Origin of the sequence: Rhizobium sp. BG4, from assembly GCF_016864575.1 — a bacterium.
In the GTDB taxonomy this organism is placed as follows: Bacteria; Pseudomonadota; Alphaproteobacteria; order Rhizobiales; family Rhizobiaceae; genus Rhizobium.
In genome coordinates, this window is the sequence record NZ_CP044126.1 from 872,431 (window position 1) to 889,555 (window position 17,125).

15 protein-coding genes are annotated in these 17,125 nt (G+C 62.3%); 8 read left to right on the forward strand and 7 right to left on the reverse strand.

Annotated elements, in window-relative coordinates; all coding sequences use genetic code 11:
* Positions 1–5: 5 nt before the first annotated feature.
* The 3 genes from F2982_RS24200 to F2982_RS24210 form a co-directional block, all read right to left on the reverse strand.
* Positions 6–785 (reverse strand): ATP-binding cassette domain-containing protein, encoded by a 780-nt coding sequence (locus tag F2982_RS24200; RefSeq protein WP_203430176.1) that lies wholly within the window; start codon positions 783–785, stop codon positions 6–8.
* Positions 786–867: 82 nt separating this feature from the next.
* Positions 868–2,955: a TonB-dependent siderophore receptor gene (locus tag F2982_RS24205; RefSeq protein ID WP_246777655.1), complete on the reverse strand. Its 2,088-nt coding sequence runs from the start codon at positions 2,953–2,955 to the stop codon at positions 868–870.
* Positions 2,956–3,198: 243 nt separating this feature from the next.
* Positions 3,199–4,083: an AraC family transcriptional regulator gene (locus F2982_RS24210; protein ID WP_203430178.1), complete on the reverse strand. Its 885-nt coding sequence runs from the start codon at positions 4,081–4,083 to the stop codon at positions 3,199–3,201.
* Between the two features lie 146 nt (positions 4,084–4,229).
* Between F2982_RS24210 and F2982_RS24215 the strand changes: the two genes are divergently transcribed.
* Together F2982_RS24215 and F2982_RS24220 are read left to right on the forward strand one after the other, a co-directional pair.
* A complete protein-coding gene (locus F2982_RS24215; protein WP_203430179.1) occupies positions 4,230–4,688 on the forward strand; it encodes a YbaK/EbsC family protein in 459 nt (152 codons plus the stop codon).
* A gap of 79 nt (positions 4,689–4,767) precedes the next feature.
* Positions 4,768–5,769: a Tim44 domain-containing protein gene (locus F2982_RS24220; protein WP_203430180.1), complete on the forward strand. Its 1,002-nt coding sequence runs from the start codon at positions 4,768–4,770 to the stop codon at positions 5,767–5,769.
* 4 nt (positions 5,770–5,773) lie between these two features.
* On the opposite strand, the gene F2982_RS24225 is transcribed toward F2982_RS24220, so the two are convergent.
* Together F2982_RS24225 and F2982_RS24230 are read right to left on the reverse strand one after the other, a co-directional pair.
* Complete coding sequence (locus F2982_RS24225; RefSeq protein WP_203430181.1) at positions 5,774–7,051, reverse strand: L-fuconate dehydratase; 1,278 nt, start codon at positions 7,049–7,051, stop codon at positions 5,774–5,776.
* Between the two features lie 18 nt (positions 7,052–7,069).
* Positions 7,070–7,804, reverse strand: coding sequence for an SDR family oxidoreductase (locus F2982_RS24230; RefSeq protein ID WP_203430182.1), 735 nt, complete (start codon positions 7,802–7,804; stop codon positions 7,070–7,072).
* A gap of 311 nt (positions 7,805–8,115) precedes the next feature.
* Here F2982_RS24230 and F2982_RS24235 point away from each other — a divergent pair, with 311 nt between their 5' ends.
* On the forward strand, positions 8,116–8,445 hold the full coding sequence (locus tag F2982_RS24235; RefSeq protein WP_246777579.1) for a hypothetical protein: 330 nt from the start codon (positions 8,116–8,118) through the stop codon (positions 8,443–8,445).
* A gap of 18 nt (positions 8,446–8,463) precedes the next feature.
* Here the strand turns inward: F2982_RS24235 and F2982_RS24240 are convergent, their stop codons facing one another.
* A complete protein-coding gene (locus tag F2982_RS24240; RefSeq protein ID WP_203430183.1) occupies positions 8,464–12,084 on the reverse strand; it encodes a hydantoinase B/oxoprolinase family protein in 3,621 nt (1,206 codons plus the stop codon).
* 89 nt (positions 12,085–12,173) lie between these two features.
* Here F2982_RS24240 and F2982_RS24245 point away from each other — a divergent pair, with 89 nt between their 5' ends.
* Positions 12,174–12,722 (forward strand): winged helix DNA-binding protein, encoded by a 549-nt coding sequence (locus F2982_RS24245; protein WP_246777580.1) that lies wholly within the window; start codon positions 12,174–12,176, stop codon positions 12,720–12,722.
* Positions 12,723–13,024: 302 nt separating this feature from the next.
* On the opposite strand, the gene F2982_RS24250 is transcribed toward F2982_RS24245, so the two are convergent.
* Positions 13,025–13,198, reverse strand: a complete 174-nt coding sequence (locus F2982_RS24250; RefSeq protein ID WP_203430184.1) for a hypothetical protein — start codon at positions 13,196–13,198, stop codon at positions 13,025–13,027.
* Positions 13,199–13,636: 438 nt separating this feature from the next.
* Between F2982_RS24250 and F2982_RS24255 the strand changes: the two genes are divergently transcribed.
* The 4 genes from F2982_RS24255 to F2982_RS24270 are packed head-to-tail and all read left to right on the forward strand — an operon-like array spanning position 13,637 to position 17,113.
* Positions 13,637–14,770: a transporter substrate-binding protein gene (locus F2982_RS24255; protein ID WP_203430185.1), complete on the forward strand. Its 1,134-nt coding sequence runs from the start codon at positions 13,637–13,639 to the stop codon at positions 14,768–14,770.
* On the forward strand, positions 14,767–15,348 hold the full coding sequence (locus F2982_RS24260) for an ANTAR domain-containing protein (protein ID WP_203430186.1): 582 nt from the start codon (positions 14,767–14,769) through the stop codon (positions 15,346–15,348). The genes F2982_RS24255 and F2982_RS24260 overlap by 4 nt, the downstream gene beginning before the upstream one ends.
* On the forward strand, positions 15,348–16,196 hold the full coding sequence (locus F2982_RS24265) for an ABC transporter permease (protein WP_112714419.1): 849 nt from the start codon (positions 15,348–15,350) through the stop codon (positions 16,194–16,196). The genes F2982_RS24260 and F2982_RS24265 overlap by 1 nt, the downstream gene beginning before the upstream one ends.
* Positions 16,193–17,113: an ABC transporter permease gene (locus F2982_RS24270; RefSeq protein WP_112714421.1), complete on the forward strand. Its 921-nt coding sequence runs from the start codon at positions 16,193–16,195 to the stop codon at positions 17,111–17,113. The genes F2982_RS24265 and F2982_RS24270 overlap by 4 nt, the downstream gene beginning before the upstream one ends.
* The last annotated feature ends 12 nt before the right edge of the window (positions 17,114–17,125 follow it).

The following is a 17,125-nucleotide window of genomic DNA, read 5'->3' on the forward strand; positions in this document are numbered from 1 at the left end:
GGGCGTCACAGCAAGTAGCTCACAGGCTCGCCGCGCGCCGGATGCGTGAAGACGCCCATGCCGACGCCGAAGATCGACTGCAGCCGCTCGGCCTGCATGATCTCCTCAGGCGTGCCCTTGGCGCTGATCCGGCCGCGATTGAGCGCAATGATCTCGTCGCAATGGCGGGCAGCGAGATTGATGTCGTGGAGAACGATGACGACAGTCAGTCCGCGCTCGTGGCTGAGCGACTCCACCAGCGACAGCATCGACGCCTGATGGGCGAGATCGAGCGCCGAGGTCGGCTCGTCGAGCAGCAGGCAGCTGGCATTCTGCGCCAGCATCATGGCGATCCAGGCGCGCTGACGCTCACCGCCCGACATGTTGGCGACCGGCCTGTCGGCGAAATCCTCAAGGTCGGTGCGGGCAATGGCATCGTCCACGAGTGCATGGTCTGCCTTGCCGAAACGGCCGAGCGTGCCATGCCAGGGAAAACGCCCGAGCGCCACCAGCTCGCGCACAGTCATGCCGTCGGTCGCGGGCGTGAATTGCGGCATATAGGCGATCTTGCGGGCAAACTCCCGCCCGCCCCAGGCCGCCGCATCCTTGCCTTCGAGCGCCAGCTTCCCACTCGTCGCCGCATGCTGGCGCGCCATGATCTTCATCAGCGTCGACTTGCCCGACCCGTTCGGCCCCACCAGCCCATAGATCCGCCCGCTCTCAAGCGACAGATCAATGCCGGAAAGAATGGTGCGCTCGCCCGCCGCAAAGCGGACATCCGACATCGTCAGGAAGGGGGTGGGCATCAGCGAACTCCGGAAGCTCAAATTGCAAGAGCGGGAAAAATTTCCCGCCCTCGCTTTGCAAAACTAAACTACAATTGTCAACTTACCAGGAGACGCTGACGCGGCCCATCACTGTCCGGCCGTCACCGTAGTAGCAACCGAAGCTGCCGCAGTTGGAGACATATTCCTTGTCGGCAAGGTTCTGGAAGTTCAGCGACGCCTTCAGGTTGTCTTTCTGGTAGTGGATGGAGGCGTCGAAGAGGGTTACGCCGGAAAGGTCGTAGGTATTCGCCAGATCTCCGTATCGCTGGCCGATGTAACGAACGCCACCGCCAACACCGAAGCCCTGCAGAGCCGTATCTTCTTTGAAGGTGTAGTCCAGCCACAGGCTCGCGGTGTGATTCGGAACATTGTCTGGGCGGTTGCCATCGTTGTCGCCACCGACGACCTCGGCATTCATGTAGGTGTATGCCGCACGCAGATCCAAGCCATCCGCGATACTCGCAACACCTTCGAGTTCAACGCCTTGGACGTGAACTTCACCGATCTGCGCACTCACGGTGTATGGAACGGCCGGGGGCAGAGGCGTCACGGTGGTGGTCGTGAGGACATTTTTCTGCCGCAGATCGAAGGCTGCAACACTGAAGAAACCATCGAAGTCTGTCGGCTGATATTTGACGCCGATTTCGTACTGCTCGCCGGTCGTGGGCACGAGCGGATTGCCAGCAGCATCGGAGCCAGATACCGGGTCAAATGACGTCGCGTAGCTCGCATAGGGCGCAATGCCATTGTCAAAGAGATAGCTGAGGCCGGCGCGCCAAGTCAGCTTGTGATCGGTTTGATCAAGCGAGGAGGTCGTGGTGCCGCCGAAAACAGTCTCCTGCTCGCCGTTGGTACCAGCCCAATCCTGACGCAATCCCAATGTTGCGCGCCAGTTTTCGTACTTGATCTCGTCTTGCAGATAGACGCCAGCCTGCCACAGCTCGGAGTTGACGTCCTGACTGTACCAGACGCTCTTGGGTACCGAGACGCCGTGTTGCGGGTTGGCGCTATCGAGCGAAGGAGCGAGGCCGAACTCGGTCAACGCGCTGTTGTTGAAATACCTGAGATCGACGCCCATAACCGCCTTGTGATCGACTTCGCCTGTCGAAAACTCGGCTTGAAGCTGGTTATCAAGATTGTAGGTGTTGAGATTTTCGTCCTGATAGATCGCCCCGCGGTTCAGGGTATGTCCATCGGCATCAAGGCTGGAGAAATACAGCGACTGGTATTTCCAATCGAAGTTCGAATACCGCATGTTCTGACGGAAGGTCCAAACATCGTTGAGGCGGTGTTCGATTTCATAGCCGATATTCGTGAGCGTCCGATTCGACTTGTCGAAGCTGTCGTCGCCAACGGAGAAGCTACGGGACAGCTTGTTGTCACCACCATAAAGCGTCAAGGCAGCGGGCAACCCTGAGGGCGCATCGGGATTGTCATGCTGAACACTGGTCAGCAGCGTGATCTTCGTGTCCTCATCCGGCTGCCAGGTAAAGGCCGGTGCAATGAAGTAGCGATCGTTGTTGAGATCGTCCGTCTGCTCGCCCGCGGTCTTGACCAGACCCGTCAAGCGATAGGCGAAGTCCGAACCGTCCGAAACCGGACCGCCCACATCAAAAAACGCTCCGTAGTAATCGTAGGTGCCGATCTGGAGGCCGATCTCGCGGATGGGCTCGAACTGCGGGCGCTTGCTAACCATGTTGATCAGACCACCGGGATTGCCCTGACCGTACAAAACGGAAGCCGGGCCACGAAGGACTTCGAGCCGCTCAAGGCCGTATATTTCGACCGCCGGAGCACCTGCGGTACGCATCATCTTCAGGCCGTTCAGATACTGGCTTTGGCGACCATCGAAACCGCGAATATTCGGCGAGTCGAAACGTGCGTCCGAACCATAGGGCTCGCCTACAACGCCAGGCGTGTAACCAATCGCCTCGCCCAGCGTATCGGCGCCCTGGGCCCTGATCTCATCGGATGTCACGACCGAAATCGACTGCTGCGTCTCAACGAGCGGCGTGCCCGTCTTCGTGGCCGTGGCGCTGGTCTTTGCCACATAGCCCTTTACCGGCGCGGTCGGGTCCTGTTGCTGCCCGCCATCACCCTGCACCGTGATCGGTTTCAGCTCGGTTGCCTCCTGCGCCAGAACAGGCATGGCGGCCGCGATGCCGATGGCGGCGGCGCCGGTCAGGAGATTGGCCTTGAAGATGAGAGCCTTGGTCCGCTCACGCATTGTCTTACCCCACTCGCGCCGGCTTGAACGATGCCCGGCTAACAGCTTGTCGATAAGCTGAGCGTTTAACTCAAATTTAAGAGTGGGGATTGTCGCAATCCGGGGAATTTGAACGTTCTTGGGCAAATTTCCGCATTCTAAACAAATGCTCGTGAAGCGTGGTTTTCAGGCAACGTTAGCCTTCTTCCAAAATGCCGGCGTCGCGCCAGTCACTTTGCGGAAGACGCGGGTGAAATGCGCCTGGTCGGAAAAGCCGGTCTCGGCGGCGATGACGGGCAGCGTGAATTCGCCCTGCAGAAGCAGATGCTTGGCGCGATCGACGCGGGCGTTCGTCTGCCACTGGTGCGGGGCAATCCCGGTCGAGGCCTTGAAGGCATGACTGAAATGCGATTGCGACAGGCCGGTGAGCGACGCGAGCTCTTCCAGGCGGATATTGCGAAGGCAATTCTGTTCAATGAAGTCCTGGGCGCGGCGCAGTTGCCAGCTCGCCAGCTTGCTGCGCTTGCGCACCGGTGCCCTAGAGAGTTTCAGCACATCGATGATCAGCGCCAGCGCCAGGCCGTCGCCATAGAGATCGTGCAGCGGCTGCGGGTTGACGCATTCGGCAGCGATCAGATTGGCAAGCGCCATCACCCGCTCGTCGTGAAACAGCAGGCGAGCATCGGCAAGCCGCGAGGGATCGATATCCTCCATCAGCCGTCGCCCGACGATCTCGGCATCGAAGTGAATGTCGAGATGGCGCACGAACTGGACATCGACGAGATCGGCCCAGAGCTCCATGCCGGCAGGCACGTAGGAGATCGGCCGGCGCACAGTGTCCTGGACGGCACCGGCGCTTTTCGGCGTCAGCTTGACGCGGCTGTCGCCGGGGCCGCGCATATCGAGCAGGATGAAGAGGCGCGGATCGTTCGCCACGTAATAACCGCCGGCATAGGGCGCGCATTCGACATCCCAGACATCGGCGACGATGCCATTCCAGTTGCGGCGGTTCATGCCACCGACGACGGAAAAGCCTTCGATCCTGTTCTGCATGCGCGGCTGAAAGGTCATGGGGCGCTGAATTAAACCTTCTTTTTATAATCAAGTTTTCTCTAGCGAATATGGGAAGAATTGGCAACCGGCATTCGCTGCAGCGCAAAAAGGTCCGCGTCGAAGGCCTCTTCATTTCTTGGGACGCCTGTTCTAGCATCGCCGCCATGAGCCTCGAATCCGTCCGCGCCTTCTTCAGCGCCCATGCACCCGATATCGAAATCATCGAAACCGAAGCCAGCTCTTCGACCGTGACGCTGGCTGCCGAAGCCCATGGCGTCGAGCCCGCGCAGATCGCCAAGACGATCTGCCTGCGCGTCGGCGACGAGACCATGTTGGTGGTCGCGAGCGGCACGGCGCGGCTGGATAACCGGAAATTCAAGGATACGTTCGGCGGCAAAGGCCGCATGCTAGGGGCTGAGGAAGTTCTGGAAGTGACCAGCCATCCGGTTGGCGGCGTCTGCCCCTTCGGCCTGCCGGCGGCGCTGCCGATCTATTGCGACGCCTCGCTGAAACGCTTCGACGAGGTGCTCCCGGCGGCCGGTTCGCCCAACTCGGCGGTGCGCATCTCGACCGGTCGTCTCGCGGAGATCACCGGTGCCAAATGGGTCGATGTCTGCCAATAGACTTTCGGCTGGCTTCAAATCGCCGCGGCGATCCCTATATTAGGTCCCGACATCGACAATGACCCCGATAGGAGAAGAGATGCCACGTGCCGTTTCGCGTTTTGCCAAGATTGCGGCGATTGCCGTCCTGACAAGCGCCACCGTTTTTGCTGCCTATGGAGACGCCGAAGCCCGCCGGGCCAGTGGCGGTTTCGGCAGCCGCGGAACGCGCACCTTCCAGGCGCCGCCGGTGACCAATACCGCGCCGCAGACCGTCTCTCCGATCGACCGCACGATGGCCCCGCGTCCGCAGACAACGGCGCCGTCGACCGCTCAGCAGCCCTTCAACACCCAGCGCCCCGGCGGCCTGTTCGGCGGCTTCGGCCGCTCGATGGTCGGCGGCCTGATTGCCGGTGGCCTGCTCGGCATGCTGCTCGGCCATGGTTTCGGTGGCGGCTTCGGCTTCCTCGGCATGTTGCTGCAGATCGCCCTGATCTTCGGCGCGATCACGCTCGCCCTGCGCTTCTTCGCCAATCGCCGCCAGCCGTCCTACGGTTCGGCGGGCGGGCCGTCCTACAGCAACATGTCGTCGAACAACAATTCGTCCTTCAGCATCCCGAAGATCGGTTCGGGCGCTGCCGGCTACCAGCAACAGCAGCCGCGCGGCCAGCGCCCGAGCGATGAAATCGGCCTCGCCCAAGCGGATCTCGACCAGTTCGAGGAACTGCTGACCAAGGTGCAGACCGCCTATGGCGCGGAGGATTACGGCACGCTGCGCACGCTGACGACGCCGGAGGCCATGTCCTATCTTGCCGAAGAGCTCGGTGAAAACGCCACCAACGGCGTGCGCAACCGCGTCTCCGACGTCAAGCTGTTGCAGGGCGATATCGCCGAAGCCTGGCGCGAAGACGGCATGGAATATGCAACGCTCGCGATGCGCTATTCGTCAATCGACGCGATGGTCGAGCGTGACAGCGGCAAAGTCGTCTCGGGCGACGACCGCCGCCCGAGCGAAAGCACCGAAGTCTGGACCTTCGTGCGCAAGCACGGTGCCGACTGGAAGCTTGCCGCCATCCAGGGCACCGGCCAGTGGGCCGCCTAAATCTCTAGCGCTTGAAGGTGTAGTCGGCGATCGACTGCGCCTTCATCTCGATCGAGAAGCCCGGCTTCGACGGCGGCATATAGGCGGCGTTGCGGATATCGCAGGGATCGAGGAAGTGTTCGTGCAGGTGGTCGACATACTCGATTACCCGTCCGTCCTTCGTGCCTGACACGGCGATGTAGTCGATCATCGACAGGTGCTGGACATATTCGCAGAGCCCGACGCCGCCGGCATGCGGCCAGACCGGCAAGCCGTATTTGGCAGCGATCAGCAGCACCGACAGCACCTCGTTCAGCCCGCCCATGCGGCAGGAATCGATCTGGACGATATCGATCGCGCCCTCGGCGATGAACTGCTTGAACATGATGCGGTTCTGGCACATCTCCCCGGTCGCGACCTTCACCGGCGCGATCGCCTGGCGGATCTTGCGATGGCCGGCCACGTCATCTGGGCTCGTCGGCTCCTCGATGAAGAACGGCTTGGCGAAGGCGAGCTGCTTCACCCAGTCGATCGCCTGCGGCACTTCCCAGACCTGATTGGCGTCGATCATCAGGTAGCGATCGGGACCCATGACCTCGCGGGCGATCCGCAGGCGGCGGATATCGTCTTCGAGATCGCGGCCGACCTTCATCTTCACATGGTTGAAACCGGCATCGATCGCTTCCTGGCAAAGGCGGCGCAGCTTCTCGTCGTCGTAGCCGAGCCAGCCGGCAGAGGTCGTATAGCAGGCGTAGCCTTCGGCCTTGAGCGTCGCGATCCGGTCCGCCTTGCCGGTTTCCGCCTTCTTCAGGATCGCCACCGCCTCGTCGCGCGTCAGCACGTCGGTCAGATAGCGGTAATCGACGATATCGGCGATTTCCTCTGCCGACAGTTCCGAGACCAGCTGCCAGACCGACTTGCCTTCCTTCTTGGCCAGCAGATCCCAGAAAGCATTGACGACGGCACCGGTCGCGAGATGCATCGCGCCCTTGTCGGGGCCGATCCAGCGCAGCTGGCTGTCGCCGGTCAGATGCCGCCAGAACTTGCCCGGCGCCTTGCGAAAGCTCTCCAGATCCTGGCCGACGACCAGATGATCCATCGCCTTGATCGCCATGCAGCAGATGTCGTTGCCGCGGCCGATCGTGAAGGTCAGGCCGTGGCCTTCGAGCCCGGCCTCATCGGTGTCGAGGATCACATAGGCGGCGGAATAATCCGGGTCCGGGTTCATCGCATCCGAGCCGTCGAGGCTCTGCGAAGTCGGGAAGCGGAGATCGAAAACGCGAAGGCCGGTAATGCGGGTCATTGTCTTTCCTCCCGCGCCTCAGATCGTCCAGCCGCCATCGATGGCGTAGGCCTGGCCGGACGTGTAGGTGGCTCCGGCGAGATAGACGGCGAGCTCGGCGATCTCTTCCGGCGACCCCAGGCGGCCCATCGGCTGGCGGGAGATGAAGGCGGCGCGCGCCGTCTCGTAGTCGCCCTGCGCCTTCATGCGATCCTGCAGCGACGGGCTCTCGACCGTGCCGGGGCAAATGGCGTTGCAGCGGATGCCCTGCGCGACATAGTCGGCCGCAACCGACTTGGTGAGGCCGATGACGGCAGCCTTGGTGACGCCGTAGGCGAAGCGGTTCGGCACGCCCTTGATGCTGGAGGCGACCGAAGCCATGTTGATGATCGAGCCGTCCTTGCGCTCCAGCATGCCGGGCAGCACCGCACGGATGGTGCGGATCATCGCCTTGACGTTGAGGTCGAGGGCGAATTCCAGATCGCTGTCCTTCATTTCGAGAATCGATCCGGCATGGACGAAGCCGGCGCAATTGAAGAGCACGTCGACCCGGCCGATCTCGGAGACCAAGGCATTCACCGCTCCCTCGTCGAGAACGTTGAGCTTGTGGGTCGCAATTCCGGTTTCGGCAGCTAACTGCGCCAGCGTCTCGGTATTGATATCGGTCGCGTGCACCTTGGCGCCGGCCTGATGGAAGGCGATCGCCGAGGCCCGGCCGATCCCCTGCCCTGCAGCGGTAATCAGAACGGTCTTGCCGGAAAGTGAGATGGTCATGCTAGGGCCTCCCTTGATGTCGCGCATGGAACGGAGCGAAGGCGGTCTTCGCCGCCCTTCAATTCGCATTGTCATATTATCGATAAAAAACAGAACAGAAAAATGCAATGCCGAAGTTTGCGATTGCTGGCCTTGACAGGCGCGGCATGCAGGGCAGCCGGCCAAGCGATATTTTCCGGCGGCTATATATTCTATTAATTTAGACGCCCTATGATTGCGGCTACAAATATCCGTAACCCATTATTTAGACATCATTAAAAAACTTTCGCTTTCCTGATGAACGACAAAACGAACGACAAATTGAGCGCCCGATGAGCGAATATCAGAACCGAGCCGTCGAACTCATGCAGACGCTGATCGGCAACCAATCGACGGCAGATATCAACGACCGCCGCAATGCCTTCATCTTCCGGGCCATCGGGCTCTATCAGGCCCTGGGTGGCGACCCGGAATCCGTTCAGGGCGTCGTCGAAAAGGTCTATGCCGTCCGCGCACCGCGCATCGACGCTGCAGTCGGCGATCTGATGTACAATCTGGCAGGCGTCGGCCATGCCTCGGATCTCGACATCATCCAGGCGGCCTATAACAAGCTCGATCAAGCCGTTCCGTCAGCCGTTCCGCTGAAGCGCGCCCGGACCTGATCTAGAGTCAACCAAAGCTCAGGCCTTCCCGTAGCCACCGCCCGTCGGCGTGGTGACGATGAAGGCTTCGCCGGCTTCGAGCTGCGTGTGGGCGCTTCCGATCAGCACATCGAGCGCGCCGGAATTGCGGCGCACGGCGTTGCGGCCGAGTTCGCCGGGTTCCCCGCCTTCCAGCCCGAACGGCGCGACGCGGCGATGGCCGGAGAGGATCGCGAATTCCAGCTTTTCCCGCGCGCGGATCGTCCGCTCGGTACCGTCGCCCGCCGACCACTTGCCGCGGCCGCCCGAGCCCTTGCGGATATGGAAATCCTCCAGCACTACGGGGAAGCGGGTTTCGAGAATTTCGGGATCGGTGAGCCGCGAATTGGTCATGTGGGTATGGACGGCATCGGCGCCGTTGAAGCCGGGACCGGCCGGCGCGCCAGAGCAGATTGTCTCGTAATACTGATAGGCATCGTTGCCGAAGGTCAGGTTGTTCATCGTGCCCTGCGCCGCCGCCATGGCGCCGACGGCGCCGAACAGGCAGTTGGTGACCGCCTGGCTGACCTCGACATTGCCGGCGACGACGGCCGCCGGATATTCCGGCGTCAGCATCGTGCCCTTCGGGATGATGATCCGGATCGGCCGCAGGCAGCCGGCATTCATCGGGATGTCGGCCTCGACGAGAACGCGGAAGACATAGAGAACGGCGGCACGGGTGACCGGCTGCGGCGCGTTGAAATTATCGGCGCGTTGCGCTGACGTGCCGGTGAAATCGACCGTTGCCTCGCGCTTGTCCTTGTCGACCGTCACCTTGACGACGATCCTGCAGCTCTGGTCCATCTCGTAGCTGAACTCGCCGTCCTTGAGACGGTCGAGAACGCGGCGCACGCTTTCGGCGGCATTGTCCTGGACGTGGCCCATATAGGCATCGACGACGTCTTCGCCGAAGAGCGCGATCATCTTGGCAAGCTCAGCGACGCCCTTTTCATTGGCCGCCACCTGCGCCTTCAGGTCATTGACATTCTGTGCCAGCTGGCGGACCGGATAGCGGGCGCCGGTCAAAAGGGATGCGAGCTCTTCCTCGCGGAAGCGGCCGCGATCGAGGAGCTTGAAGTTGTCGATATAGACGCCCTCTTCCTCGATATGGGTTGCGAGCGGCGACATCGAGCCGGGCGCGATGCCGCCGATATCGGCATGGTGGCCCCGGCTTGCCACCCAGAAGCGGATGCGCGTTCCCTCGCCATCGAAGACAGGCGTGCAGACCGTCAGGTCGGGCAGATGCGTGCCGCCATTATAGGGCGCGTTGATCAGGAACACGTCGCCCGGATGGATGACCGGGTTCTCGCGGATGGCGGTCGCGACGGACGCATCCATGGAGCCAAGATGCACGGGCATATGCGGCGCATTGGCGACGAGATTGCCCTCGGCATCGAAGACCGCGCAGGAGAAATCCAAGCGTTCCTTGATATTGACCGAATAGGCGGTGTTCTGCAGCGTCACACCCATCTGCTCGGCAATCGACATGAAGAGATTGTTGAAGATCTCCAGCATGACGGGATCGGCTTTGGTGCCGATCGCGGTTCGTTCCGGCAGCGCCTTGATGCGGGTCAGCACGATATGGTCATGGGTCGTCAGTTTCGCCTGCCAGCCATCCTCGATGACGATGGTCTGGTTCGGCTCGATGACGATGGCCGGGCCGGTGACGGTCTGGCCCGCCTGAAGAGAGGCGCGCAGCACCACGGCTGCGTCATGCACGTCACCCTGCGAATGGAAGCGCGTGCGGCGCGTAGCTTTCGCCTCGCCACCGGCACCTTCTTCGCTTGTGACGTCGACCTGAGCGGCAGCGCCGCCGATCGTCTCCACCTCGATCGCCTCGACCACCAGCGGCTTGCCTTCGGCGATGAAGCCGAAGCGGCGCTTGTGGAGGATCTCGAACTCGGCGCGCAGACGGTCCGCACTGTCCTCGGCCGGGAACCGGGTTTCGACGGCAAGAAGAGTATCGGTCCCGGCGTAGCGGATGTGAGCGCGGGCAACGGTCTGGATTTCTGCTGATGCAACGCCCTGCGCCTCCAGCTCAGGCGTGCATTCGCCCTGAAGCTCGGTGGCAAGAGCTGCGATTGCGGCGGGTGCGGACGCATCCAGCGGCACGCCGAGCGCCTTCTGCCGGGTCGCACGGATATCGGCGAGCCCCATGCCATAGGCAGACAGCAAGCCGGACATCGGATGCAGCAGAATGCTCTTCATCCCCAGCGCATCGGCAACCAGGCAGGCATGCTGGCCACCGGCGCCGCCGAAGCAGTTCAGCGCATAGCGCGTCACATCATAGCCGCGCTGCACGGAAATCTTCTTGATCGCCTCGACCATGTTGGCGACGGCAATGCGGATGAAACCGTCGGCCACTTCTTCCGGGCTTCTGTTATCACCTATCCGCGCCGCAAGTTCGGCGAATTTCGCCCTGACGGTCTCGACGTCGAGCGGCTGGTCCTGGTTCGGGCCGAAAATGGCGGGGAAGAATTCGGGCAGCAGTTTGCCGGTCATGACATTGGCGTCGGTCACCGCCAGCGGCCCGCCATTGCGATAGCAGGCGGGACCGGGATGGGCACCGGCGGAATCCGGGCCGACGCGGAAACGGTTGTCCTCGAAATGCAGGATCGAGCCGCCGCCGGCAGCGACCGTATGGATCAGCATCATCGGTGCACGGACGCGCACGCCGGCCACCTCCGTCTCGAAGGCGCGCTCGTATTCGCCGTCGAAATGCGCAACGTCTGTAGACGTGCCGCCCATGTCGAAGCCGATGACGCGGGAGAAACCTGCCTGCTCTCCGGTCTTGGCGAGACCGACGACGCCGCCCGCCGGTCCTGAGAGGATCGCGTCCTTGCCCTGAAACATATCGGCCGCCGTCAGCCCGCCCGATGACATCATGAACATGACGCGGGCGCCGGTGCGCCCAACGTCGAGCTCACCGGACACCTGCGCCACATAGCGGCCAAGCACCGGCGAGAGATAGGCATCGACGACGGTGGTGTCACCGCGGCCGACGAGCTTGATCAGCGGCGAGACTTCGTGGCTGACGGAGACCTGCTCGAAGCCGAGCTCGCGGGCAATACGCGCAACGGCTGCCTCGTGGGCCGGGAACTTATAGGCGTGCATGAAGACGATGGCGACCGAGCGATAGCCTTCGGCGCGCAGCGATTCGAGCGCGCGGCGGGCCTCGTCTTCATCAAGCGGCAGCTCGACCGTGCCGTCGGCCAGCACGCGCTCGCCGATCTCGGTGACGGTATCGTAGAGCGCATCGGGCTTGATGATCTCGGTCGCGAAGATCTTCTTGCGCTCCTGATAGCCAATGCGCAGCGCATCGCGAAAGCCCTTGGTGGTGACCAGAGCCAGCCGCTCGCCCTTGCGCTCCAGCAGCGCATTGGTCGCGACCGTTGTACCCATCCGCACCTCCCCGATCAGCCCGGCCGGGATTGCCTCGCCTACCGTCAACCCCAGATGCAGCCGAATGCCGTGGACCGCGGCGTCGCGATAGGCGGCCGGATTTTCCGAGAGAACCTTGCGCGCATGCAATTCGCCCTCCGGGTCACGGGCGACGATGTCGGTAAAAGTACCGCCGCGATCGATCCAGAAATCCCAGCGCTTGGCGTCCGTCGCTTGCATTGAACCGTCCTCGAAATGAATTGCGGAATTGCACGTTGATAAAATATCGATAAAATGACGATATATTCTCGTCAAGACAGGAGAGCGATGTGGCGGACAAGAAGAACGAAGGCGAAGATCGCCTTTCCAGCGCGCCGCTCGGCCCGATCGTCTCCTCGGCACATCTCGCAGAAGGCGGTTCACCGGCACTTTCGGAGATCGAATACGGCCTGATCCTCGCCTCGCATGCCTTCGACCGCTGGATCGTCCGCTGCATGGCGGCTGCCGGCTTTCCCGGTCTGTCGCCGATGGAAATCCTCATCCTCCACTCGATCCGCCATCGCGACCGCGAGAAGAAACTCGCCGACATCTGCCTGGTCCTCGATATCGAGGACACCCATGTCGTCACCTACGCGATCCGCAAGCTCGAAGCCGCCAAGCTGCTGACAACAGGCAGGACCGGAAAAGAAAAGACCGTGAAGATCAGCGAACGCGGTCTGGAAGCCTGCAAGACCTATGCAGAGGTGCGCAAACATCTCCTCGTTGATTCCACCGCCAACGCACGCCCGTCGGAGCAGACGCTGTCGGAAACTGCGGCCATCCTGCGCTTCATCTCCGGCGCATTCAATCAGGCCGCACGCGCCGCCGCGACGCTCTGACAGTGGACAGGCGCGATTGAATGGGAAGATTATCCAGCGCCTCGAGCGGCCTGCAGTCTTCCGACAAAGGGATGCAGGGCGGCACTGCTGCCGCTGCGTCTGCAACAGCTTGCCGCTTGAGTGCCTCGACGAGGTCTGGATGAAGTCCATCGCCGCGTTCTGCGGCGATGGTGTGCAATGAAAGGAGCATCGACATATCCGGTTCCTCGATTGTTGAGGGGATATGATCAACCCGCGGCGGTCGGCGATGCCACCCGATTCATGCGGTGGGTTCCATTCACGATACGAACGCCTGCGCGCCGCTAGACCGCGTCGCCTTCACCGTCTTCCGGAATCGTAGAACCTAATTTTACGATCGCTCCGATTATGCCTGCAGAGAGCGGAACGACCCACACGCAAGGCTGCAGCGATAGAATGTGCGAAGCAGCATTGAGGCCAAGACCGATAGCGATTAGCGTGAGGAAGACGATTTTCATGAAGACACCTGGGCAAACTGCTGCTTGAATTCGCCTCCCGCGGCTGCCCTAGAGACGGCCCATTACAGTCATGTGACAGCCGCCATATCGAGATCAAACCAACGCGCATGCATCGCAGCTCTCGGAGCGATTTTAGCTATTGAAAACAATGGCGAAGAAAGCCGGCCGTTTCGCGAGGTTCTTTTGGTCGCAGGCCGGAGAGGTGCCGGAGGTGAAGCAGGAATTCTGCCCGGATGGCGGATAGATTTGCTGGAAGCCATTCAGAAGGGGATAAGGCCTTGACAAGATCGGATGCCCGTATTTTATTCAAGCCTGCGGATTAGGCAGATGAGCCATGCCGCAATCACATGACTTCGATAGTCGCTGGGCAGTTTCGCCCCATGACGCCCCATCCACGATGGGCCCGCGTCGTGGGGCTTTTGGTTTTTTGGGTTCCGCATGACCGACGCGCTGAAAATCGGCATTCTCTACTCGACCACCGGGCCCTACGGCTCCATGGGCCGGGATGCGCGCGACGGCGCGGAATTCGCACTCGCAGAAATCTCCGCCGCCCGGCAGGTGAAGATCGAGCCCGTCTTCTACGATCCGCATGCCGATCTTGCCGCCTATCTGGAAGGCGCCCGCCAGCTGCTGCGCGCCGGCTGCCGCCATATCGTCGGCACCATCACCTCTGCAGCCCGCAAGGAAGTCATCCCGCTGGTCGAAAAGCATGACGGGTTGCTTTGGTACATGTGCCCCTACGAGGGCTTCGAGGCCAACGAGAACGTCATCTATGTCGGCGGCTGCCCGAACCAGCATCTGATCCCGCTCTTCGAACACCTGATCCCGCGCTTCGGCGCCCGCCCCTATCTCGTCGGCGCCAATTATGTCTGGGGCTGGGAGATGAACCGGCTGGCGCGCGAGCTGATCACCAATGCCGGCGGCGAAGTGCTCGGCGAGCGTTATCTGCCGCTGGAGGAAACCGCGGTCGAGCGCATCGTCGCCGATATAGAGCAGCGCCGCCCGAGCTTCATCCTCAACAATCTGATCGGCCCGTCGAGCTACGCTTTCCTGGCCGCTATCGGCAAGCTTGCCGAGCGCGATCCGGCCTTCCGGCCGGAGAACTGCCCCGTCGTCAGCTGCGACCTGATGGAATGCGAACTTGCCGATATCGAGCCCGGCCGGGCGATTGGCCAACTCTGCGCCGCCTCCTATTTCGACAATCTGTCGACCTCCGAAAACCTCTCTTTCAAAATCCGCGTCGCGGCCCGCTATGGCGCCAGCCGCCGCGTTTCCAGCGTCTTCGCCAGCGCCTATACGGCAGTCAAGCTTTGCGCCGATGCGATCCTTGCCGCCGGCAGCGACGAACCGTCGGCGGTGCGCCGCGAACTCTACGAGACGATCCGCCCGAGCCTGTTCGGCGCGATCGCCATCGACCGTGAAACCAACCATGCGCCGCTGCCCTTCCATCTCGGGCAGATCAATGCCGAAAACGGCTTCGACGTCGTCGCCTCGCGGCCGCCGCTCGCGGCCGATCCCTATCTGACCGGCCGCAACAAGACTGCCTCGCCGAAATTACGGGTGGTCTCATGAGGGAAACCCCGAATTTCACCGGCTGGCACGCCGCCATCATCCATCGCGAAGACAGCAATACCGAGAGACTGATCCGTCAGCTCCGGCTTCTCGGCATCCGTACCAGCCTGCAATGGGCGCCGCTTGCGGCGACCGACCTGCCCGATCTCGTCATCGTCGATGCCGACCAGGGCTGGGACGATCTCTTGCCCTGGAAGGATCCGGCAGCGGCCTGCCCCGTCGTCGCCCTTCTCGGCTCCGAAGCACCGGGTCGCATCGCCTGGGCCCTGGAACAGGGCGCCGGCGCCATCATCGCCAAACCGATCGCCACGTCAGCCGTCTATCCGGCGCTGGTCATGGCCGTCTCGATCCATCAGGAACGCAAGAACAATGCCGAACGGCTGCAATATCTCGAAGAGCGCGTGCGCCTTCGCCCCCTCGTCCATGCCGCGGTGGAAAAGCTGATGGCCGCGCACCGTGTCGATGAGGAACGCGCCTACGCGATCCTGCGCGATTGCGCCATGCGCCGCAGGTTACCGATGGAGCAGATCGCCGCCTTCATCATCGGCGGCGCCGAGCCCCTGCCGGAGGCCGGTTGATGCGCGTGTTGAAGGAAATGCTGCGCCAGCCCGCGGCCCTGTTCGGCCTCGTGGTCGTTCTGCTCGTCGTCGTCATGGCGATTGCCGCTCCGTGGATCGCGCCCTTCGATCCTGACAACCAGATGTTCGACGGGCTTTCGCTCGAGGGTGCGCCGCTGCCGCCCGGCGGCCAGTTTCTGCTCGGCACCGATACGCTCGGCCGCGATCTCTTCTCCCGCCTGCTTTACGGCGCCCGTACCTCGCTGGTCATCGGCCTTGTCGCCAACGGCATCGCGGTTGCGATCGGCCTCCTCGTCGGAATCGTCGCCGGTTATGTGAAGGGTCTCGCCAGCAACGTACTGATGCGCTTTACCGACCTGATGATGGCCTTCCCGGCGCTGCTGCTCGCCATCGTTCTTGCCGCCCTGCTGCGCCCGAGCCTCTGGATCGTCGCGATGGTCATCGCGCTGGTCAACTGGGTGCAGGTGGCGCGTATCGTCTATACCGAGACTCGCGGCCTCTCCGAGCGCGATTTCATCATGGCCGAACGCTCGCTCGGCGCCGGGCATCTACGCGTGCTCTTCATGCATATCCTGCCGCACCTGATCCCGACGGCGATCGTCTGGGGCACGCTCGGCATCGCCACCACCGTGCTGCTCGAAGCAACGCTCTCCTTCCTCGGCATCGGCGTGCAGCCGCCGCAGCCTTCCTGGGGCAACATCATCTTCGAGAGCCAGAGCTATTTCCAGGCAGCCCCTTGGCTGGTGTTCTTCCCAGGGATCGTCATCCTGCTGACCGCCCTCTCCTTCAATCTGGTCGGTGACGCGCTGCGCGACATTCTCGATCCGACGCAGCGGGGGAGAAACTGATGTTCCTCGTTCTGCGCCGCCTCGCCCAGGCGTTTCTCATCCTGCTCGGTGTTGCCGCCATCACTTTCGTGCTGCTCTACGCGCTGCCCGCCGATCCGGCGCGCATGATCGCCGGACGCAGCGCCACGGCCCAGACGGTCGCCAATATCCGCCATGAGCTCGGCCTCGATCAGCCGCTGCTGGTGCAGTTCTGGCACTATCTGACCAATCTTCTTTCCGGCAATCTCGGCCGCTCCTATGCCCAGAAGACCGATGTCTGGACGCTGATCGTCGCCCGCCTGCCGGCAACGCTGACGCTGATGCTCGCCGGCATCGCCGTCGAGGTCATCCTCGGCCTGACGCTCGGCACGATCGCTGCGATCCGCCGCGGCGGCTTCGTCGACCGTCTCGTCATGATGGCCTCTTTCGTCGGCGTTTCGGCCCCGCAATTCGTTGTCGCACTCCTGCTTCTCTACGTCTTCGCCGTGACGCTCGGATGGTTTCCGATGAGCGGCTACGGCACGCTTGCCCATGTCGTGCTGCCGGCCACCACCCTTGGCGTCCTTGGCGCCGGCTGGTACGCACGCATGGTGCGCTCGGCGATGATCGACGTGCTCAATCAGGACTATGTGCGCACCGCCCGGGCCAAGGGCCTCTCGTCGCGCCGCATCATCTTCCGCCATGCCCTGCCCAACGCCATCCTGCCGATCATCGCCATGATCGGCATCGATATCGGCCAGTTCATGGGCGGCGTGGTCGTCGTCGAGGCCGTCTATGGCTGGCCGGGTATCGGCCAGCTTGCCTGGCAGGCAATCCAGCAGGTCGACATCCCGATCATCATGGGCGTGACGCTGACATCGGCGCTCGCCATCGTCATCGGCAACCTGCTTGCAGACCTCATCGCGCCGGTCATCGACCCGCGTATCCGTACACGTTGACAGCAACCAAAG

Bases quoted from the DNA above. Each gene is read 5' to 3' on its own strand.
- F2982_RS24230 (WP_203430182.1), bottom strand. From the start codon at position 7,804: ATGACCATCTCACTTTCCGGCAAGACCGTTCTGATTACCGCTGCAGGG.
- F2982_RS24215 (WP_203430179.1), top strand. From the start codon at position 4,230: ATGAGCCTCGAATCCGTCCGCGCCTTCTTCAGCGCCCATGCACCCGAT.
- F2982_RS24250 (WP_203430184.1), bottom strand. From the start codon at position 13,198: ATGAAAATCGTCTTCCTCACGCTAATCGCTATCGGTCTTGGCCTCAAT.
- F2982_RS24255 (WP_203430185.1), top strand. From the start codon at position 13,637: ATGACCGACGCGCTGAAAATCGGCATTCTCTACTCGACCACCGGGCCC.
- F2982_RS24225 (WP_203430181.1), bottom strand. From the start codon at position 7,051: ATGACCCGCATTACCGGCCTTCGCGTTTTCGATCTCCGCTTCCCGACT.
- F2982_RS24220 (WP_203430180.1), top strand. From the start codon at position 4,768: ATGCCACGTGCCGTTTCGCGTTTTGCCAAGATTGCGGCGATTGCCGTC.
- F2982_RS24265 (WP_112714419.1), top strand. From the start codon at position 15,348: ATGCGCGTGTTGAAGGAAATGCTGCGCCAGCCCGCGGCCCTGTTCGGC.
- F2982_RS24205 (WP_246777655.1), bottom strand. From the start codon at position 2,955: ATGCCTGTTCTGGCGCAGGAGGCAACCGAGCTGAAACCGATCACGGTG.
- F2982_RS24200 (WP_203430176.1), bottom strand. From the start codon at position 785: ATGCCCACCCCCTTCCTGACGATGTCGGATGTCCGCTTTGCGGCGGGC.
- F2982_RS24235 (WP_246777579.1), top strand. From the start codon at position 8,116: ATGAGCGAATATCAGAACCGAGCCGTCGAACTCATGCAGACGCTGATC.
- F2982_RS24240 (WP_203430183.1), bottom strand. From the start codon at position 12,084: ATGCAAGCGACGGACGCCAAGCGCTGGGATTTCTGGATCGATCGCGGC.
- F2982_RS24260 (WP_203430186.1), top strand. From the start codon at position 14,767: ATGAGGGAAACCCCGAATTTCACCGGCTGGCACGCCGCCATCATCCAT.
- F2982_RS24210 (WP_203430178.1), bottom strand. From the start codon at position 4,083: ATGACCTTTCAGCCGCGCATGCAGAACAGGATCGAAGGCTTTTCCGTC.